Origin of the sequence: Candidatus Skiveiella danica (genome assembly GCF_022705245.1) — a bacterium.
Lineage (GTDB): Bacteria > Pseudomonadota > Gammaproteobacteria > Burkholderiales > Burkholderiaceae_C > Skiveiella > Skiveiella danica.
Genome location: NZ_JAKJEW010000020.1, coordinates 1 through 16207 on the forward strand (window position 1 = coordinate 1; position 16207 = coordinate 16207).

Below are 16207 nucleotides of genomic sequence, written 5' to 3' on the forward strand. Positions count from 1 at the left end.
CTGGGGTATTCCTCAGTCCCCGAACATCTTCTGTTTGAGTTCCCTGCGCTGCTGCGCTTCCAGCGACAGGGTTGCCGTCGGTCGCGCCAGCAGGCGCCCCACGCCAATCGGCTCGCCCGTCTCATCGCAATACCCGTAGTCGCCGGCATCGATGCGGATGATCGACTGCTCGATCTTCTTCAGCAGCTTGCGCTCCCGATCACGGGTGCGCAACTCCAGGGCATGCTCTTCCTCGATCGTGGCGCGATCAGCGGGATCGGGGACGATCACGGTGTCGGCCCGGAGATGCTCGGTGGTTTCGCCGGCATTGCTGAGGATGCCTTGCTTGAGCTGCAGCAGCTTGCCGCGGAAGAAGGCCATCTGCTTGTCGTTCATGTACTCCTCGTCCGGCATGGCGAGCACTTCGGCATCAGTCAACTGTTCGGCGGGCTTGGATTTCCAGTTGTTGGCGAGCTTGGGATCTTTCCTGGCGGGAATATAGGTCGGTGGGGTCAGTACGGGAGAGGACATGGTATTGGTGTAACTGGCTTTTGCAGCCGTGGACGCCACGGACTGGGCCATGGACGGCACGGTGATCTGCGACAGCCTCGAAGGGCGCCCCGCCTTGGCGGGCACGGGCGGCGGCGTTGCAGCCATCTTGGGCACCGCCTGGGGCGACGTTGCAGGTGTGGTTCTGATTTCGGAAGCGGGAGCCGGCTTGGGCGCGGATGGCGCCGGCTTGCCGGGCGCCGCAGCAGGAGCTTTGACCGGTTTCGGGACAGCCGAAGGCTTGCGACCGGTCGATTCAACGGCCGGCGGTACCGCTTTGGGTTTTGCCACCGTCTTGGCGGGCGGGCTGACCGGTTTGGCGGATGTCTTGGCCGCAGGCTTGGCCGCAGGCTTGGCCGCAGGCTTGGCCGCAGGCTTGGCCGCAGGCTTGGCCGCAGGCTTGGCCGCAGGCTGAACCCCTTTTTTCTTGGTATCGGCTGGCGCGGACGCCTTGGCCTGGGCTGCCGGCTTGGCGGTTTGTGCTTTCAATTCCTGTCTCCTCGATGCGCCGGCCTGCGCGGATTCCGGATGCGCACCGGCTGGCAGTCCCTGTTCCGGCAACACACGGTCTTCATTGCGCCGGTTGGTACCCTTCTTGTCACGGTTAGAGGGCTTATCGGTGGGGCCGGACACCTGGTCCGGTTCGGGGCGCGATTGTATCGGCTTGCCGAAAGGCAGGCCCATCAGTTGCAGAATCGAGACAAACATCGAGCCTCCCAGCTCCAAATCAGAACAATCAGGTCAGACCAGACTCTGCTCAAGCCCCTGCAACAGGATGTCCTTGGGCAGGTCGATGCCGATGAATACCATTTTGCTGGTTCTTTTCTCGCCGTCGCCCCAGCGCGGGCCCAGGTCGCTGCCCATGAGCTGGTGCACGCCCTGGAAAATCACCTTGCGATCCGTTCCGGCCATGTTCAGCACACCCTTGTAGCGCAGCATCCGCGGCCCGTAGATATTGACGATGGCGCCGAGGAAGTCTTCCAGGCGGGCCGGATCGAAGGCCCGGTCGCTGCGAAAGACAAAGCTCTTCACATCGTCGTCATGGTGGTGGTGATGCCCGGCGCCGTGCCCGTGAGAAGGATGGTCACAGTTCTCGCCATGTTCATGGTCGTGGTGGGCGTGATCGTCTTCCGTCAGGAAGTCAGGGTCAATGTCGAGCTTGGCATTCAGGTTGAAGCCGCGCAGGTCGAACACCTCAGTCAGCGCCACCTCCCCGAAATGCACCGCCTTCTGGGGCGCCCGCGGGTTCATGTGTCTGAGGCGGTGTTGCAGCGCTTCCAGATCCTCCTGGGACACCAGATCGGCCTTGCTGATAAAGATCTGGTCGGCGAACCCGATCTGGCGCCGGGCTTCCTGGCGGTCATCGAGCTGCTGGTTGGCGTGCTTGGCGTCCACCAGCGTCAGGATGGAGTCAAGCAGGTAGCTCTCGGCGATCTCGTCGTCCATGAAAAAGGTCTGCGCCACCGGGCCGGGGTCGGCCAGGCCGGTGGTCTCGATCACCACGCGCTCGAAATCCAGTTCGCCCTTGCGCTTCTTCTGGGCCAGATCCTGCAAGGTGGCGCGCAGGTCCTCGCGGATGGTGCAGCAGATGCAGCCGTTGCTCATCTGGATGATCTGTTCGCTGGTATCGGCGACGAGGATGTCGTTGTCGATGTTCTCCTCGCCGAATTCGTTCTCGATCACGGCGATCTTCTTTCCGTGCGCGTCGGACAGCACCCGCTTGAGCAGCGTGGTCTTGCCGGAGCCGAGGAAGCCGGTGAGGATGGTGGCGGGAATGAGACTCATGGATGAAACCTGCAAAGGCGACCGGCTGGCCGCGAAGATGGGGGAGTGTAGCGGCCCTTGAACCGGGTTGCCGGACCCCGTCGTCAGAGAACAGCGCCAGTCGGGCACCCGTAACCGCTATGTTTAAGGTAGCAAGATATGACCAAATTGCGCTGGGTTGATGCCATTTTCTTGCATATAACGGCTTCAAAGCGGCTTTTTGACCACCACCAGGCCCTTCAGGTACTCGCCCTCGGGGAAATGGACGGTCATCGGGTGGTCGGGCGCACCCTGCAGCCGTTCGCTGATGCAACCCTCCACGCCGGCGTCGATGCCGGCCGAGGCGACGATCTTGTGAAACAGGTCGGCGCTGATGCCGCCGGAGCAGGAATAGGTGAACAGTTCGCCGCCAGGCTCCAGCAGCTTGAAGGCCAGCCGGTTGATGTCCTTGTAGGCGCGTGCCGCCCGTTCGGCGTGGGCAGCAGTAGGCGCGAATTTCGGCGGATCCAGCACGATGGCGTCGAAGCTGCGCCCCGCCTCGATGAAGGCACGCAGCGAGGCGTTGACGTCGGCGTCCAGAAAATCGGCCCGCGCCGCCTCGAAACCATTGAGCGCCACATGGGCCCGCGCCCGCGTCAGCGCCGGCGCCGACGAGTCGATGGAGGTCACGTGGGCCGCCCCACCGGCCAGCGCCGCCACCGTGAAGCCGCCGGTGTAGCAATAACAGTTGAGCACGCGCTGAAAGCCCCGATGGCGAGCGTGCGCCGCAAAGCGCGCCCGGCTGTCCCGCTGGTCCAGGTAGAAGCCGGTCTTGTGGCCGGTGGCGATGTCCAGCGTCAGGCGCCAGTCGTGTTCGCGGATGCCCAGCTCGGTGGGGCCGTCGCCGCGCAGCCAGCCGGTGGCCTCCGGCAAGCCCTCCAGCGTGCGCGCGCTGGCATCGGAGCGCTCGTACAAGCGGCTCAGCCCGGTGGTGCGCAGCAGGGCGTCGGCGATCACACCCTTCCAGCGCTCCACCCCGCAGGAGGTGAACTGCGCCACCAGCGTGTCGCTATAACGGTCGACGATCAGGCCGGGCAGGCCATCGGATTCACCATGGATCAGGCGCAGGCCGTCGCTGCGGATGTCGAACAGCTCGCGCGTGCGCACCGCGCGCTCGATGAGCGTGCCCAGAAACGCGGCGTCAATGCGCTGCTGTTCGTCAAAGCTCCAGGCCCGGGCGCGGATCCGCGAAGTGGGGCTGAACGCCGCCCAGGCCAGGAAGTCACCGGCGTGCGACTCGACGCGCACCGTTTCGCCGGCGTCAGCCCCGCCGCGGGCGACGGCCGAATCAAATATCCAGGGGTGGCGGCGCAGCAGGGAGCGTTCCTTGCCTTCTTTGAGACGGATGGTTTTCATCGAGGTATTGTCGTTGCGCCGGATGCGCGCCCGCCGACGTGATGCAAGGGGGCGCCGTCCCGGAAGGAGCCGATCCGGCGCGCGACCGGCCCCTTGGGTTCAGCCGCCGGGTTCGCCCTGGCCGCCGGAACCACCGCCACGAATCTTCGCGCGCGGATGGGCCGCGTCGTAGGCACGCGCCAGATGCTGGAAGTCCAAGCGGGTGTAGACCTGCGTGCTGGTGATGCTGGCGTGTCCGAGCAGTTCTTGCACGGCACGCAGGTCGCCACTGGACTGCAGCAGGTGACTGGCGAAGGAATGCCGCAGCATGTGCGGGTGCACCGGGGTGGCCAGCCCGGCCAGCTGGCTGCGCCGGCGCAGACGCTGCCAGACTGACTGCGCCGTGAGCCGGGTGCCGCGCCGGCCCGGAAACAGCGCCGCCGCTTCGCTGGCGGTTCCCTCCGCGCCCGGCGCCCCGCGCACGGCCAGCCAGCGGGCGAGCGCAAGGCGGGCGGCGCCACCCAAGGGCACGCTGCGCCGCTTGCCGCCTTTGCCGAGCACATGGACCTCGGCGGCTTGCAGATCGATCCAGCCACGTCCGCCGCGTTCGGCACCGACACTGGCCTTCACATCCAGGCCCACCAGCTCGCCCACGCGCAGGCCACAGCCGTAGAGCAGCTCCACCATCGCCGCATCGCGGGCTTCCAGCCAGGGATCGTCCGGCGCCTGGTGGTGGCTGGCCAACTGCACCGCTTCGTCCACCCCGAGTGCCTTGGGCAGCAGGCGGGCTGCGCGCGGGGCGCGGACGTCCTGCACCGGATTGGCGGCTACCAGAACCTCACGCCCCAGCCAGCGGTAAAACCCGCGCCAGCCTGACAGGATCAGCGCGATGCCGCGGGCGCTGCGCCCGCCGCTGTGCATCTGCGCCACCCAGCGCCGGATGTGATGGTTCTGGACTTCGGGCAGTGCCACGCCGGCCGCAAGCGCCGCTTCGGTCAGCCGGATCAGGTCCAGCCGGTACAGCTCCACGGTGCGCGCGGCCAGGCGCTTTTCGACGCGCACATGCTCCAGATACCGCTCGACCAGGGGCAGCACCGTCCCAGGGACCGCAGCCACCTGCGGCTCGTCATTGGCCGGCGTCGGTTCCATGGGCATCGGGCGCCGCTGCAGGCGCGCTCAGGCCGGACGCAGCCGCGACAGGGCGGCGCTGCCGAGTTCGGCCATGCGCTCCAGGAAATCGGTGCCCATGCCCGCGTGAAAGCGTTGCGAATCCGGCGAGGCCAGCACCATCAGCCCGAAGGCCTGCGGATCGGTGCCGTTGCGCAGCGCAATCAGCGCCACCGAGGCGACCCGGCTGGCGTCCGGCAGCCAGCCCACGGCTTCGAAGCCGGCGTTGGCCCCCACATAGGGCGCCATCAGCGACGAAGCCAGGCTCTTCACATCGTTGCTGACACCCTGGGCGAAAGGCTCGCCGGCAAAGGCATCGGCCACACCCCATACCTTGACCGCCACCTGCGGCACCATGAACTCCTCCTGCAGCCCCTCGGCCATCGCGTGGGGCAGCGCCTGCGGCGAAGCGGTCAGGAACAGCCTGCGCGCCCAGCGTTGCAGGCGGTCGGAAATGATCATGTTCTCGTTGCCGTGGCGGATCATGTCCATGATCCGGTGCTCCAGCAGCTTGATCTTCTCGCGCAACATTTCGGCCTGGCGCTCTTGCAGGCTCACGGCGCGGTTGCCGTGCGGGCTGGTCAGCAGCACGGCCGACAGCAGCTCCGCGTGGCGCCCAAAGAAGTCCGGCGTGTTCAGCAGGAAATCGGCAATGTCGTCTTCGGTGATCGGGTTCATGGCAGAAGAGGTCATGGAGGGTCTCAGGTCAGTTCAGGAATGTCGATCTCGCCTTCGAAAACCGTCGCGGCCGGGCCGGTCATCAGGACCGGCGCCGCCAGGTTGCCGGCGGCGCCCGCCCACTCGATGGTCAGTTGGCCGCCGCGCGTTTCCACGTCGACACGTGCATCGAGCAGGCCCAGTCGGATGCCTGCCACCACCGCGGCGCAGGCGCCGGTGCCGCAGGCCAGCGTCTCGCCAGCGCCACGCTCGAAGACGCGCAGGCGAATGCGTGAGCGGTTCATGATCTGCATGAAGCCGGCGTTCACCCGACGGGGAAAGGCTGGATGGCTCTCAATGCGAGCGCCCAGGGTCTGCACCGGCGCGGTGTCCACGTCGTCCACGACCTGCACGGCGTGCGGGTTGCCCATCGACAAGACCGCTACAGAAACAGAAGCATCCTGTGGCCGGCCCACGCTGGGCTGTGCCAATTTTTCTTCAATTTTCAGCGGCCAGACCTGCCAGGTGCCCTGCTCCAGGGCGCTCAGATCGGCCGGATCGAACGGAATGCGCGGCAGATCGAACACCGGCGCACCCATGTCCACCGTCACGCGGCCGTCGGGGTTCTGGCGCAGCTCCAGCACGCCGCCCACCACCTTGACCTTCACCGCGTCCTTGGCCGTCAGGCCCTTCTCGCGTACGTAGCGCACGAAGCAGCGGGCCCCATTGCCGCAATGCTCGACCTCGCCACCGTCGGCGTTGTGAATCACGTATTCGAAGTCCAGCCCCTGCCCGGCCACGCCCTCGGGCGCGGGCCGCACGGTGAGGATCTGGTCGGCACCGACACCGAAATGCCGGTCCGCCAGGAACCGGTATTGCCCGGCCGAGAGGTTCAGGCGGCTGCGGGTTTCGTCCAGCACGACGAAATCATTGCCGGCGCCCTGCATTTTGGTGAAGCGGATCTTCATGAAAGAATTATCCCCTGATCCCCGTGTCTTCCACCTGCGCCGTCCCTGCCGGCACGAAAGTTACCCCCATGCGCATTCCTGACTGGACCCCTGAACGCAAACCCCAGCCCGCCGATCTGGTCGACGCCATCCAGGCCCGCCGCGGAGGCGCACTGATCAACCTGGACCGTGCGCTGCTGTGGAGCGAACCGCTGGCGCGCGGCTGGAACGTCTACCTCAAGGCGGTGCGCAGCGAGCTGCCCACCAGCTGGAAGCTGCGCGAACTGGGCATTTGCACCGTGGCGCTGCTGACGGGCGCCGAATACGAATACCACCACCACGGGCCGGACTTCCTGAAGGCCGGCGGCACACAGGACGAACTCGACGCCCTGAACCGCCATGTGAAGGTTGATCCCCGGCGCTTGCCCGCGGAGCCGGCGCTGGGCGTGGTCGAAAGCCGGGTCATCCAGTACGCCGCCCAGATGACGCTGGACGTGACGGTGCAGGACGAGGTCTTTGCCGCCCTGCAGCGGCACTTCGACACCACCGCAATCGTGGAACTCACCAGCGCGATCGCCACCTACAACATGGTGGCCCGTTTTCTGGTGGCGCTCGGGGTGTCGCCGGAGGCCTGACACGGAGCGCCGGTGCGGGTGCTTCAGTCGGCCTTGATGCCGTTGTCCTTCACCACCTTGGCCCAGATGTCCATCTGGCGCTCGATAAAGACGCGGGCGCTCTCAGGCGTGCCCCCCACCACATCGATTCCCTGGGCATCGAGCTTCCTGGCAATCTCCGGGTTGCGCAGCGCCTTGTTGATCTCTTCGTTCATGCGCCTGAGGATCTCGGGCGGGGTCCTGGCCGGCGCCAGGATCGCCCACCACGCGGGCGCATCGAATCCGGCAAAGCCGCTTTCGGCCATGGTCGGCACGTCGGGCAGATCGAGTGAGCGTTTGCTGGTGGTGACGGCCAGGGGGCGTACGCGCTTGTTGTCGACGTGGGGCTTGATCAGGAAGACCGAGCCGATGGACAGCGGCACGTGGCCCGCCACGGCGTCGGCCATCAAAGGGCCGCCGCCCTTGTAGGGAATGTGCTGCCAGTCCATCTGGCCATTCTTGCCCAGAAGGGCCATCGCCAGATGACCCAGGCTGCCGGAGCCGATGGAGCCGTAGCTGACGTTCTTTTTGGCCTTGGCAGCGCCCACCACGTCGGCAAAGGTCTTGTATTCAGACCCGGCATAGGTCGCCAGGACCATGGGCGAGGTCCCCACCAGAACGATGGGGTCGAGATCCTTGCGGGAGTCATAGGGCAGTCCAGGAATCAGCGCAGGATTCACGCCGAAGGTGTCAAACACCACGGCAAAGGTGTAGCCATCCGGTGGCGCGGCGGCCACGGCGGCGGCGCCAATCGACCCCGAGGCGCCGCCCTTGTTCTCCACAATGACAGTGGTGCCCAGTTGCGCCGCCAGTGGAACCGCCAGGATGCGGGCGACCTGATCCACCGATCCGCCCGGTGGAAAGACCGCAACCAGCTTGATCGGCTGGCGATGGGGCCACGCCTGGGCGAATGCCTGCGGCCATGACAGCAAGCCCGTGGCAGCAAAGCATGCCGCGATCACCACGTGTTTCAATGTGTTCATCGGAAGTCCCTTCATCTTGACTGGATTATCCGGAGGCCATCGAGCCGGGCAAGGCGGAAAACACGTAGACGGATCGAGTCTGGACCATTCGGCGGGAGGCACCGGCAATGATCGCGCCCGCGTTGACGAAGCTGCGGATAATGGCCCCCATGGTCCGACCTACCCAGCTCCTTCATCCGCAGCGCGAACCCGCGCCCGTTCGACCCGCCGCCACTGTGCTGCTGCTACGAGACACGCCCCAGGGCATCGAGGTGCTCATGACCAGGCGCTCGATGACCGCCAGCTTTGCGCCGGGCGCCTACGTGTTCCCCGGCGGCGGCGTGGACGCCCTCGACGCGGCGGCGCACGCCCAGGCGAGCCGGCGCGAGACCCAGAGCGACCTGCACCTGACCCAGGCCATCGCGGCGATCCGGGAAAGCTTCGAGGAACTCGGCATCCTGCTGGCACGCCGCGAAGACGGCACCATGGCCAATGCCAACGACATCGCCGCGCTCGACCGCAAGGCCCCGTTCGCCCCCCAGTGCGCCGCGCGCGGCCTGATCCTGGCCGCCAGCGAAGTGTTCGTGCTGGCGCACTGGATCACCGATCGCGACCTGCCGCGGCGCTTCGACGTGCCCTTCCTGGTCGCCCGCATGCCAGAGGGCCAGGCACCGGTGGCCGACGAGACCGAGCAATTCGAGCCGGTCTGGGTGCGCCCGCTTGATGCGCTGGCGCGGCACCGGGCCGGCCAGTTCTTCATCATCTTCCCGACCATCCGTACGCTGGAACGGCTGCAGGACTTTGCCAGCGTGGAGGCCGTGCTGCAGGCCTGCGCCGCCACCGAGCAGCCCCTGTGGACCAGTTGCCCGCGCGCGGGCCTGCTGGCGGGCAAGGAAGCGCGCTACATGGAGCATGAAACGGCCTACGGCGAACTCGCCATGGTCTGCCCCGACGGGCAGATCGTGCATGCGCTGGACTGGCAATCGGAGCAGCCCACGCCGCTGCTGCGCAACGTGATGCGCCTGACCGCACCCAACCCCGGCGTGATGACCGGCCCCGGCACCAACACCTACCTGGTCGGCGACCCCCACACCGGCTACATCGCGATCGACCCGGGCCCGGCCGACGCCGAGCACATCGACCGGCTCTGGCGCGCGGCCGGCGGGCAGATCCGCATGATCGTGTGCACCCATTCGCACCCGGACCATTCGCCCGGCGCGCGTCCGCTGCAGGCCCTGTGCGAGCCGCGCCCACCGATCCTGGGCCTGCCTTCCGCCCCCACGGCGCGCAAGGCCAGCGAGTTCACGCCCGACCGCGCCCTGCAGGACCTGGAGCGGCTGGTGCTTGACGCCGGGATGCCCGGCGGCGAGGGCAATCACACCCTTCAGGTGTTGCACACGCCGGGACACGCCGCCAACCACCTGTGCCTGGTCCTGCTGGAGGACGGCCTGCTCTTCAGCGGCGACCACATCCTCAACGGCAGCACGACCGTGATCGACCCGCCGGACGGCGACATGACGGCCTACCTCGACTCACTGGACCGCCTGCGCGCGGCCTGCGAAACGCACCAGATCGGGTTCATCCTGCCCGCGCACGGCTATGTCCTGGGCGATTCGGCCGACGCGATCGGCCGGCTGAAGGCCCACCGCCTGAAGCGCGAGGCGCGGATCATCGCCGCCATGCGCGAGCAACCTGAAGGCACGCTCGATGAATGGGTGGCCAGCGCCTACGACGATGTACCGCCCCGCATGTGGCCCGTGGCCGCGCGTTCACTGCTCGCCCACATCGAGCGCCTGCGCGCGCTGGAACCCGGCAACAGCCGCCAATGACACACCATCGCACCACCTTGCCAGCAGAAGAGGACGGGGGTATCCGGCTTTCGAAGCGCGTGGCGGAGCTCAAGGCCTGCTCCCGGCGGGAGGCCGAGCAGTACATCGAGGGTGGCTGGGTGCGCGTGGCCGGCCGCGTGGTGGAGGAGCCGCAGTTCCGGGTCCGGGGCGAAGACATCTCCATCGATCCCACGGCGAGCATGATGGCGCCGCCCGCCGTCACGATCCTGCTGCACAAGCCTCCGGGCCATGACGCCGGCACGGGTGAGCCTGTCGACATCAAGGGACTGGGCAAGGGCATCCGCCCCGCACTGGATCTGGTCGTCGCGTCTTCAAGGTCCGGCGAAGACCGCAGCGGCATCCCACTGTTGAAAAAACATCTGATGCGGCAACAGTTGTGCACACCGCTGGAAAGCCGCGCCAGCGGTCTGGTGGTGTACACCCAGGACTGGCGCATCGGGCGCAAACTGACCGAGGACATGGGGGTCATCGAGCAAGAGTTCACCGTCGAGATCCAAGGCGACGTGAGTAACGAGGCCCTGCAGCGTCTGAATCAGCCGCCGCGCAGCGATGGCCGGCCCTTGCCGCCGGTCAAGGTCAGCATCGGCAGCACCGGCGATGGCGTCACTCGACTGCGCGTCGCGGTCAAGGGTATCCACCCGGGGCTGGTTGCCCACCTGTGCGACCAGGCGGGGCTGCAGATCGTCGGCATGAAGCGCATCCGCATCGGCCGCTTGCCGTTAAGCACGCTGCAGCCGGGACAGTGGCGCCTGCTGATGCCGTACGAGCGCTTTTAGGTCTAGGAACTGAACAGCTCACGACGGGCGACCTGGGTGATGGCCACCACGCAAGGGTGGGTGATGCGCCGCTCAACCGACACGGCAAAAAACTCCTCGACCAGCTCGTTACTGCGCCCGATCACCTCGACACCGAACTGGGCGATGGTTTCGGCCTCCAGCACGGTAGGCGACATGAACACGCCACGCCCTTCACGACCGAAGGCGGTCATCAGCGCGCCGTCATCGAACTCGCCCACCACCCGCGGACGCAACTGGTGGCGGGCCAGCCAGCCCTCGAGCTGCTGGCGAACCGAGGAGGCCGCGCCCTGGATCAACATCGGGGCACCATCCAGGCACTGGGGGAAACCGCCCTGAAGGGTGGCCGCCAGGGCGGGCGTCGCAAAAAAACTCATCACCGTGGCGCCCAAGGGATGATTGAAAGCCTTCACGCTCACCCGCCGGGACAGGGGTTCGTCGGCAATCACGAGATCCAGGCGGTGCAGCGCCAGCTGCGCCAGCAGATCGGGAAACTTGCCTTCGCTGCCAATCAGGCGGACCGGCTCAGCCACGGACAGCGCCGGCTCCAGCAGCCGGTAGGCCACCGACTTCGCCACCGAATCAGCCACGCCGACGCGAAACTCCAGCATCCTCTGTCCGCCCCGGGGCTGGCGCAACGCGCCTTCAAGCTGTGCGCCCAGGGCGAAGATCTCGTCGGCGTAACCCAGCGCCACCTGACCGTCGCTGGTGAGCTCCAGCTGACGGCCGCTTTTGCGAAACAGCGGGCGGCCCAGCCACTGCTCAAGCAGTTTGATCTGACCCGACAGGGTCTGCGGCGTCGTATGCAGCTGCTCGCCGGCGCGCATGACGCCTCCGGCCTTGGCGGCCACCCAAAAATAGTAAAGATGCTTGAAGTTCATGCCGGCGGTCCAATCTGGTCGGGTAGAGCGGGCATATTATTCAGTTTTTGCGAATTGTTTTTCTTGATAATTCGAATTTTCGCGAAGTAATTGCCTGCCTATACTTCGCCCTGTCACTGTCTGGGTGACCCCTCAAGGAGTTGTTGCCATGCGTCTGAGTACCAAAGGCCGTTTTGCCGTCACGGCCATGATTGATGTCGGCTTGCGTGCCAACGCCGGCCCGGTGTCTCTCGCAGACATTTCGACGCGCCACCGGATTTCGCTCTCCTACCTGGAGCAGTTGTTCAGCAAGCTGCGCCAGCACGGGCTGGTCGTCAGCACGCGCGGTCCCGGCGGTGGCTACAACCTGGCCCGCCATGCCGACGCGATCTCGGTGGCGGACATCGTCGGGGCGGTCGAAGGCGCCGGGCGCGACGGTGACGAGAACGAGCACGCGATGTCCGAAGAGGCCGGCGCGGCGGCGATGACGGCCGAACTCTGGGCCACGCTGAATGCCAAGATGATGACCTACCTGCAATCCATCACCTTGGAGACGCTCGTCAGCGAACAGCGTGCTCGTGGTGTGGAGGTCGAGCGAAAGCCGGCCCGCCGCGGCATCTACAAGCAGCCCCAGTCCGAACCGGTGCGGCCAACCACGCCGAACTCGGTGTTCGCCCTGGGCGGACTGCTCCTGTCCGGGCGCTGAATCTTTGTCCAGCGCGACGCTGGGCAACGATGTGAAAATAGTGTGAAGCCCGCCGGTAAGCCGGATTCTGTGCATCCCGGTTGCCCGGGACGTGACCGCCATTACTCTGGGCCGCCAATCGCCTGACGGCTCGGTGCTACCTACCCGCACACTCCGGGGGCCCCGGTCATGACGCTGCGGCGAACCGCCTCGCTTTGCGTGTGCCTACTTGGTATTGCTGCGCGTAGAGATTGCCCGTTTCACCCGAACTGAATCGGCTCGTCTCTGTTGCTCTGATCCTCACCTTGCGGCCTTGCGGCTTTCGGTGGAGAGGTGTTACCTCCTACGCTGCCCTGTGCAGTCCGGACGTTCCTCCAGTGCGGTGTTTCCACCCGACGCCAAAGCGTCGGCCTTTCGGCTTGCACCAGCGGCGGTCTGGCGCGCTTCACCCCCGCATTATCGCCGCCAGGCATATCCATATGCCCGAAGCGGGAGGGCGACTGCGCCAGAATGCGCCAGTACCCACCCGATCAGGAGACCCGAATGAAAGCCGCCAGCATCCTCGAAACCATCGGCAACACGCCGCATGTGCGCATCAACCGACTGTTCGGCCCCGGCGCCAACGTCTGGATCAAGTCCGAGCGCAGCAACCCCGGCGGCTCGATCAAGGACCGCATCGCGCTGGCCATGGTCGAAGACGCCGAGCGAAGCGGCGCGCTGCAGCCGGGCGGCACCATCATCGAGCCCACCTCGGGCAACACCGGCATTGGCCTGGCGATGGTGGCCGCCGTCAAAGGCTACCAGCTGATCCTGGTGATGCCCGACAGCATGAGCATCGAGCGCCGCCGCCTGATGCTGGCCTACGGTGCCAGCTTCGACCTGACCCCGCGCGAAAAAGGCATGAAAGGCGCCATCGCCCGCGCGGAAGAGCTCAAAGCCGGCACACCCGGCGCCTGGATTCCGCAGCAGTTCGAAAACCCGGCCAACGTTGACGTGCATGTACGCACCACGGCACAGGAAATCCTGGCGGACTTTCCCGACGGCATCGACGTGCTGATCACCGGCGTCGGCACGGGCGGCCACCTCACGGGCACGGCCCGCGTGCTCAAGGCTGCGTGGCCGAAGCTCAAGGTCTTTGCCGTCGAGCCCGCCGCATCCCCCGTCATCAGCGGCGGTCAGCCCGCGCCGCACCCGATCCAGGGCATTGGCGCCGGCTTCGTGCCGAAGAACCTCGATACCAGCCTGCTCGATGGCGTGATCCAGGTGGATGCCGAGCCCGCGCGGGAGATGGCGCGACGTTGCGCACGCGAGGAAGGCCTGCTGGTCGGCATTTCCTCCGGCGCCACGCTGGCCGCGATCGCGCAGAAACTGCCCGACCTCCCCGCTGGCGCCACGGTTCTGGGCTTCAACTACGACACCGGCGAGCGCTACCTGTCAGTCGAAGGTTTCCTGCCAGCCCCCTGAAAGGACAGGACCCGCAGGTCCGGCGCCGCGCCTTATCATGGCGGCCTCTGCTTGATCGACACGAGCCACGAGACCCCCATGATCCGCCTGTCCGAACTCAAACTCCCGCTGTCCGCCCTGCCGGTCCACGCGCCCCGCGCCGCCGATGCAGAGTCGGAAACCGACCAGGACCGCCTGCCACCACCCCACCCGGAGGCCGCCCTGCGGCGCCTCGCTGCCGCGGCGCTGGGCCTTCAGGAGGCCGAACTGGCCAGCCTGGAAGTGTTCAAACGCAGCTTCGATGCCCGCAAGGTCGACCTGCTGGCCGTCTACATCGTGGACGTCGGCTTGACCGATCCGGCCCAAGAGCCGGCGCTGCTGGCGCGACATGGCGAGAATCCGCACATCACGGCCACTCCCGGCATGCAGTGGCAGCCGGTGGGCCTGGCGAACGGCAAGACAGCGGTACGCCCGGTGGTCGTCGGCTTCGGCCCCTGCGGCATCTTTGCCGCTCTGGTGCTGGCGCAGATGGGTTTTCGGCCCATCGTGCTGGAACGTGGCAAGACCGTGCGCGAGCGCACCCGGGACACCTGGGGTCTGTGGCGCAAGCACCAGCTCAATCCGGAGTCGAACGTGCAGTTCGGCGAAGGCGGCGCCGGCACCTTCAGCGACGGCAAACTCTACAGCCAGATCAAGGACCCTCGCCACCTCGGCCGCAAGGTGATGCAGGAATTCGTCAAGGCCGGCGCGCCGCCAGAAATCCTGTACGAGGCGCACCCGCACATCGGCACCTTCAAGCTGGTGAAGGTGGTGGAGAACCTGCGCGAACAGATCATCGCGCTGGGTGGCGAAATCCGCTTCGAGCACCGCGTGACCGACGTGCTGATCGAAGAAGACAAGGGCGGGCGGCACCTGCGCGGACTCACGGTGCTGAACCAGGCCACGGGCCAGAGCACCGCCTTGCGTGCCGATCACGTCATCCTGGCGCTGGGCCACAGTTCGCGCGACACCTTTGCCATGTTGTTCGAGCGCGGCGTCCAGATGCAGGCCAAAGCGTTCTCGGTGGGTTTTCGCGTCGAGCATCCGCAGGGCGTGATCGACCGCGCCCGGTGGGGGCGCCACGCGGGCCACCCTTTGCTCGGCGCGGCGGACTACAAGCTGGTGCACCACGCCAGCAACGGGCGCACGGCCTACAGCTTCTGCATGTGTCCCGGCGGCACGGTGGTGGCGGCCACCTCGGAACCGGGCCGCGTGGTGACCAATGGCATGAGCCAGTATTCGCGTAACGAGCGCAACGCGAACGCCGGCATGGTGGTCGGCATTGATCCGAGCGATTACCCCGCCGACGCCGCCCAGTACGAGGTGCACCTGGGCGCCAGCTACGGTGTCGAGGCGCTGGGCGCCGGCCATCATCACCCGCTGTCCGGCATCGTGCTGCAGCGCCAGCTTGAATCGCATGCCTACGGGCTCGGTGGCGGCGACTACAGCGCACCCGCCCAGCTGGTGGGCGACTTCATCGCGGGCAAGCCTTCGAGCCAGCTGGGCGATGTGATGCCCTCCTACAAGCCCGGCGTGCGCCTTGGCGATCTGCATACGGCCCTGCCCGGCTATGCCATCGAGGCGCTGCGCGAGGCCTTGCCGGCATTTGGCCGCAAGATCAAGGGCTTCGACCGGCACGACGCGGTGCTGACCGGCGTCGAAACCCGCACCTCGTCGCCTCTGAAGATGGGCCGCGACGACCATTTCCAGAGCCTCAACACCCGCGGCCTGTACCCCGCGGGCGAAGGGGCCAGCTACGCCGGCGGCATCCTGTCAGCGGGTGTGGACGGCATCAAGGTCGGCGAAGCGGTGGCGCGCTGCATGCTGGGGCTGGCCTGAGCCGCAATCGGCGCACCAGGGTGGCTTCGCGACCAACCCAGGACATAATCAAAAACAATAGCAACATTCGGCCATTCGACGCTGGGAAATGGCCAATTTCTTTCGAAATATCCAGTCTGGGGATTTTGGACACCCCGGCCAGACGCCCGACGGCTCGTTCGCTCAGCCCTGACGTGCCTGCAACGCGGCAATGCGCTCCTCGATCGGCGGGTGCGTGGAAAACAGCTTGCCGATGCCGCCCGCGATGCCCATGGCGGCCATGCTCTTGGGCAGTTCGGCGGTGTGCACACCGCCCAGGCGGGCCAGCGCGTTGATCATGGGCTGCTTGCGGCCCATCAGGCTCGCAGCCCCCGCATCGGCGCGGAACTCGCGCTGGCGGCTGAACCAGGCCACGATGATGGCAGCCACGAAGCCCAGCACGATGTCGAGCACCACCGTGGTGATCATGTAGCCAATACCGGGGCCGCTGCTGCGATCGTCACCCTTGCGCAGGAAGCTGTCCACCGCATAGCCGATCACCCGGCTCAGGAACACGACGAAGGTGTTCATCACGCCCTGGATCAGCGTCATCGTCACCATGTCGCCGTTGGCGATGTGCGCCACCTCGTGGCCGATCACCGCCTCGACCTCTTCGTGCGTCATGTT

General features: G+C 66.6%; 15 protein-coding genes and 1 other RNA gene. 6 read left to right on the forward strand and 10 right to left on the reverse strand.

Annotated features, from left to right (window positions below; all coding sequences use genetic code 11):
- Positions 1-12 precede the first annotated feature (12 nt).
- The 6 genes from dksA to dapF all read right to left on the reverse strand — a co-directional run bounded on the left by dksA (position 13) and on the right by dapF (position 6458).
- A complete protein-coding gene (dksA, locus tag ACMUOY_RS12250; RefSeq protein WP_413893094.1) occupies positions 13-819 on the reverse strand; it encodes an RNA polymerase-binding protein DksA in 807 nt (268 codons plus the stop codon).
- Between the two features lie 450 nt (positions 820-1269).
- Positions 1270-2313, reverse strand: a complete 1044-nt coding sequence (locus tag ACMUOY_RS12255) for a CobW family GTP-binding protein (protein ID WP_413893009.1) — start codon at positions 2311-2313, stop codon at positions 1270-1272.
- Between the two features lie 186 nt (positions 2314-2499).
- The gene (locus tag ACMUOY_RS12260; RefSeq protein WP_413893010.1) at positions 2500-3687 is read right to left on the reverse strand and encodes a class I SAM-dependent rRNA methyltransferase; all 1188 of its coding nucleotides are present in this window, start codon (positions 3685-3687) and stop codon (positions 2500-2502) included.
- Between the two features lie 99 nt (positions 3688-3786).
- On the reverse strand, positions 3787-4815 hold the full coding sequence (locus ACMUOY_RS12265; protein ID WP_413893095.1) for a tyrosine recombinase XerC: 1029 nt from the start codon (positions 4813-4815) through the stop codon (positions 3787-3789).
- Between the two features lie 27 nt (positions 4816-4842).
- Positions 4843-5526: a DUF484 family protein gene (locus tag ACMUOY_RS12270; protein ID WP_413893011.1), complete on the reverse strand. Its 684-nt coding sequence runs from the start codon at positions 5524-5526 to the stop codon at positions 4843-4845.
- An 8-nt stretch (positions 5527-5534) separates the two neighbouring features.
- Entirely contained in the window at positions 5535-6458 is a 924-nt protein-coding gene (gene dapF / locus ACMUOY_RS12275) for a diaminopimelate epimerase (protein ID WP_413893012.1), read from the reverse strand.
- Between the two features lie 68 nt (positions 6459-6526).
- On the opposite strand from dapF, the gene ACMUOY_RS12280 reads away from it, so the two are divergent.
- Positions 6527-7072 carry a carboxymuconolactone decarboxylase family protein gene (locus ACMUOY_RS12280; RefSeq protein ID WP_413893013.1) on the forward strand — a complete coding sequence of 182 codons (546 nt, stop codon included), beginning with the start codon at positions 6527-6529 and terminating at the stop codon, positions 7070-7072.
- A gap of 23 nt (positions 7073-7095) precedes the next feature.
- On the opposite strand, the gene ACMUOY_RS12285 is transcribed toward ACMUOY_RS12280, so the two are convergent.
- Complete coding sequence (locus ACMUOY_RS12285; RefSeq protein WP_413893014.1) at positions 7096-8073, reverse strand: tripartite tricarboxylate transporter substrate binding protein; 978 nt, start codon at positions 8071-8073, stop codon at positions 7096-7098.
- 149 nt (positions 8074-8222) lie between these two features.
- Here ACMUOY_RS12285 and ACMUOY_RS12290 point away from each other — a divergent pair, with 149 nt between their 5' ends.
- Together ACMUOY_RS12290 and ACMUOY_RS12295 are read left to right on the forward strand one after the other, a co-directional pair.
- Positions 8223-9881 (forward strand): MBL fold metallo-hydrolase, encoded by a 1659-nt coding sequence (locus tag ACMUOY_RS12290; RefSeq protein ID WP_413893015.1) that lies wholly within the window; start codon positions 8223-8225, stop codon positions 9879-9881.
- Positions 9882-9898: 17 nt separating this feature from the next.
- Positions 9899-10678 (forward strand): RNA pseudouridine synthase, encoded by a 780-nt coding sequence (locus ACMUOY_RS12295; protein WP_413893016.1) that lies wholly within the window; start codon positions 9899-9901, stop codon positions 10676-10678.
- A 2-nt stretch (positions 10679-10680) separates the two neighbouring features.
- Here the strand turns inward: ACMUOY_RS12295 and nhaR are convergent, their stop codons facing one another.
- The gene (gene nhaR / locus ACMUOY_RS12300) at positions 10681-11577 is read right to left on the reverse strand and encodes a transcriptional activator NhaR (protein ID WP_413893017.1); all 897 of its coding nucleotides are present in this window, start codon (positions 11575-11577) and stop codon (positions 10681-10683) included.
- A 148-nt stretch (positions 11578-11725) separates the two neighbouring features.
- Here nhaR and ACMUOY_RS12305 point away from each other — a divergent pair, with 148 nt between their 5' ends.
- Positions 11726-12262 carry an Rrf2 family transcriptional regulator gene (locus ACMUOY_RS12305; RefSeq protein WP_413893018.1) on the forward strand — a complete coding sequence of 179 codons (537 nt, stop codon included), beginning with the start codon at positions 11726-11728 and terminating at the stop codon, positions 12260-12262.
- 40 nt (positions 12263-12302) lie between these two features.
- Here ACMUOY_RS12305 and rnpB read toward each other — a convergent pair.
- Positions 12303-12688: RNase P RNA component class A (rnpB, locus tag ACMUOY_RS12310), an RNA gene on the reverse strand.
- A 96-nt stretch (positions 12689-12784) separates the two neighbouring features.
- Here rnpB and cysK point away from each other — a divergent pair.
- Positions 12785-13705, forward strand: coding sequence for a PLP-dependent cysteine synthase family protein (gene cysK / locus ACMUOY_RS12315; RefSeq protein ID WP_413893019.1), 921 nt, complete (start codon positions 12785-12787; stop codon positions 13703-13705).
- Positions 13706-13783: 78 nt separating this feature from the next.
- Entirely contained in the window at positions 13784-15562 is a 1779-nt protein-coding gene (locus tag ACMUOY_RS12320) for an NAD(P)/FAD-dependent oxidoreductase (RefSeq protein WP_413893020.1), read from the forward strand.
- A 162-nt stretch (positions 15563-15724) separates the two neighbouring features.
- Here the strand turns inward: ACMUOY_RS12320 and ACMUOY_RS12325 are convergent.
- Positions 15725-16207 (reverse strand): M48 family metalloprotease (locus ACMUOY_RS12325; RefSeq protein WP_413893021.1); only part of this gene is annotated, 483 nt, incomplete at its 5' end.

Bases quoted from the DNA above. Each gene is read 5' to 3' on its own strand.
- ACMUOY_RS12290 (WP_413893015.1), top strand. From the start codon at position 8,223: ATGGTCCGACCTACCCAGCTCCTTCATCCGCAGCGCGAACCCGCGCCC.
- cysK (WP_413893019.1), top strand. From the start codon at position 12,785: ATGAAAGCCGCCAGCATCCTCGAAACCATCGGCAACACGCCGCATGTG.
- ACMUOY_RS12320 (WP_413893020.1), top strand. From the start codon at position 13,784: ATGATCCGCCTGTCCGAACTCAAACTCCCGCTGTCCGCCCTGCCGGTC.
- ACMUOY_RS12265 (WP_413893095.1), bottom strand. From the start codon at position 4,815: ATGGAACCGACGCCGGCCAATGACGAGCCGCAGGTGGCTGCGGTCCCT.
- dapF (WP_413893012.1), bottom strand. From the start codon at position 6,458: ATGAAGATCCGCTTCACCAAAATGCAGGGCGCCGGCAATGATTTCGTC.
- ACMUOY_RS12280 (WP_413893013.1), top strand. From the start codon at position 6,527: ATGCGCATTCCTGACTGGACCCCTGAACGCAAACCCCAGCCCGCCGAT.
- ACMUOY_RS12285 (WP_413893014.1), bottom strand. From the start codon at position 8,073: ATGAACACATTGAAACACGTGGTGATCGCGGCATGCTTTGCTGCCACG.
- ACMUOY_RS12305 (WP_413893018.1), top strand. From the start codon at position 11,726: ATGCGTCTGAGTACCAAAGGCCGTTTTGCCGTCACGGCCATGATTGAT.
- ACMUOY_RS12270 (WP_413893011.1), bottom strand. From the start codon at position 5,526: ATGACCTCTTCTGCCATGAACCCGATCACCGAAGACGACATTGCCGAT.
- ACMUOY_RS12255 (WP_413893009.1), bottom strand. From the start codon at position 2,313: ATGAGTCTCATTCCCGCCACCATCCTCACCGGCTTCCTCGGCTCCGGC.
- nhaR (WP_413893017.1), bottom strand. From the start codon at position 11,577: ATGAACTTCAAGCATCTTTACTATTTTTGGGTGGCCGCCAAGGCCGGA.
- ACMUOY_RS12260 (WP_413893010.1), bottom strand. From the start codon at position 3,687: ATGAAAACCATCCGTCTCAAAGAAGGCAAGGAACGCTCCCTGCTGCGC.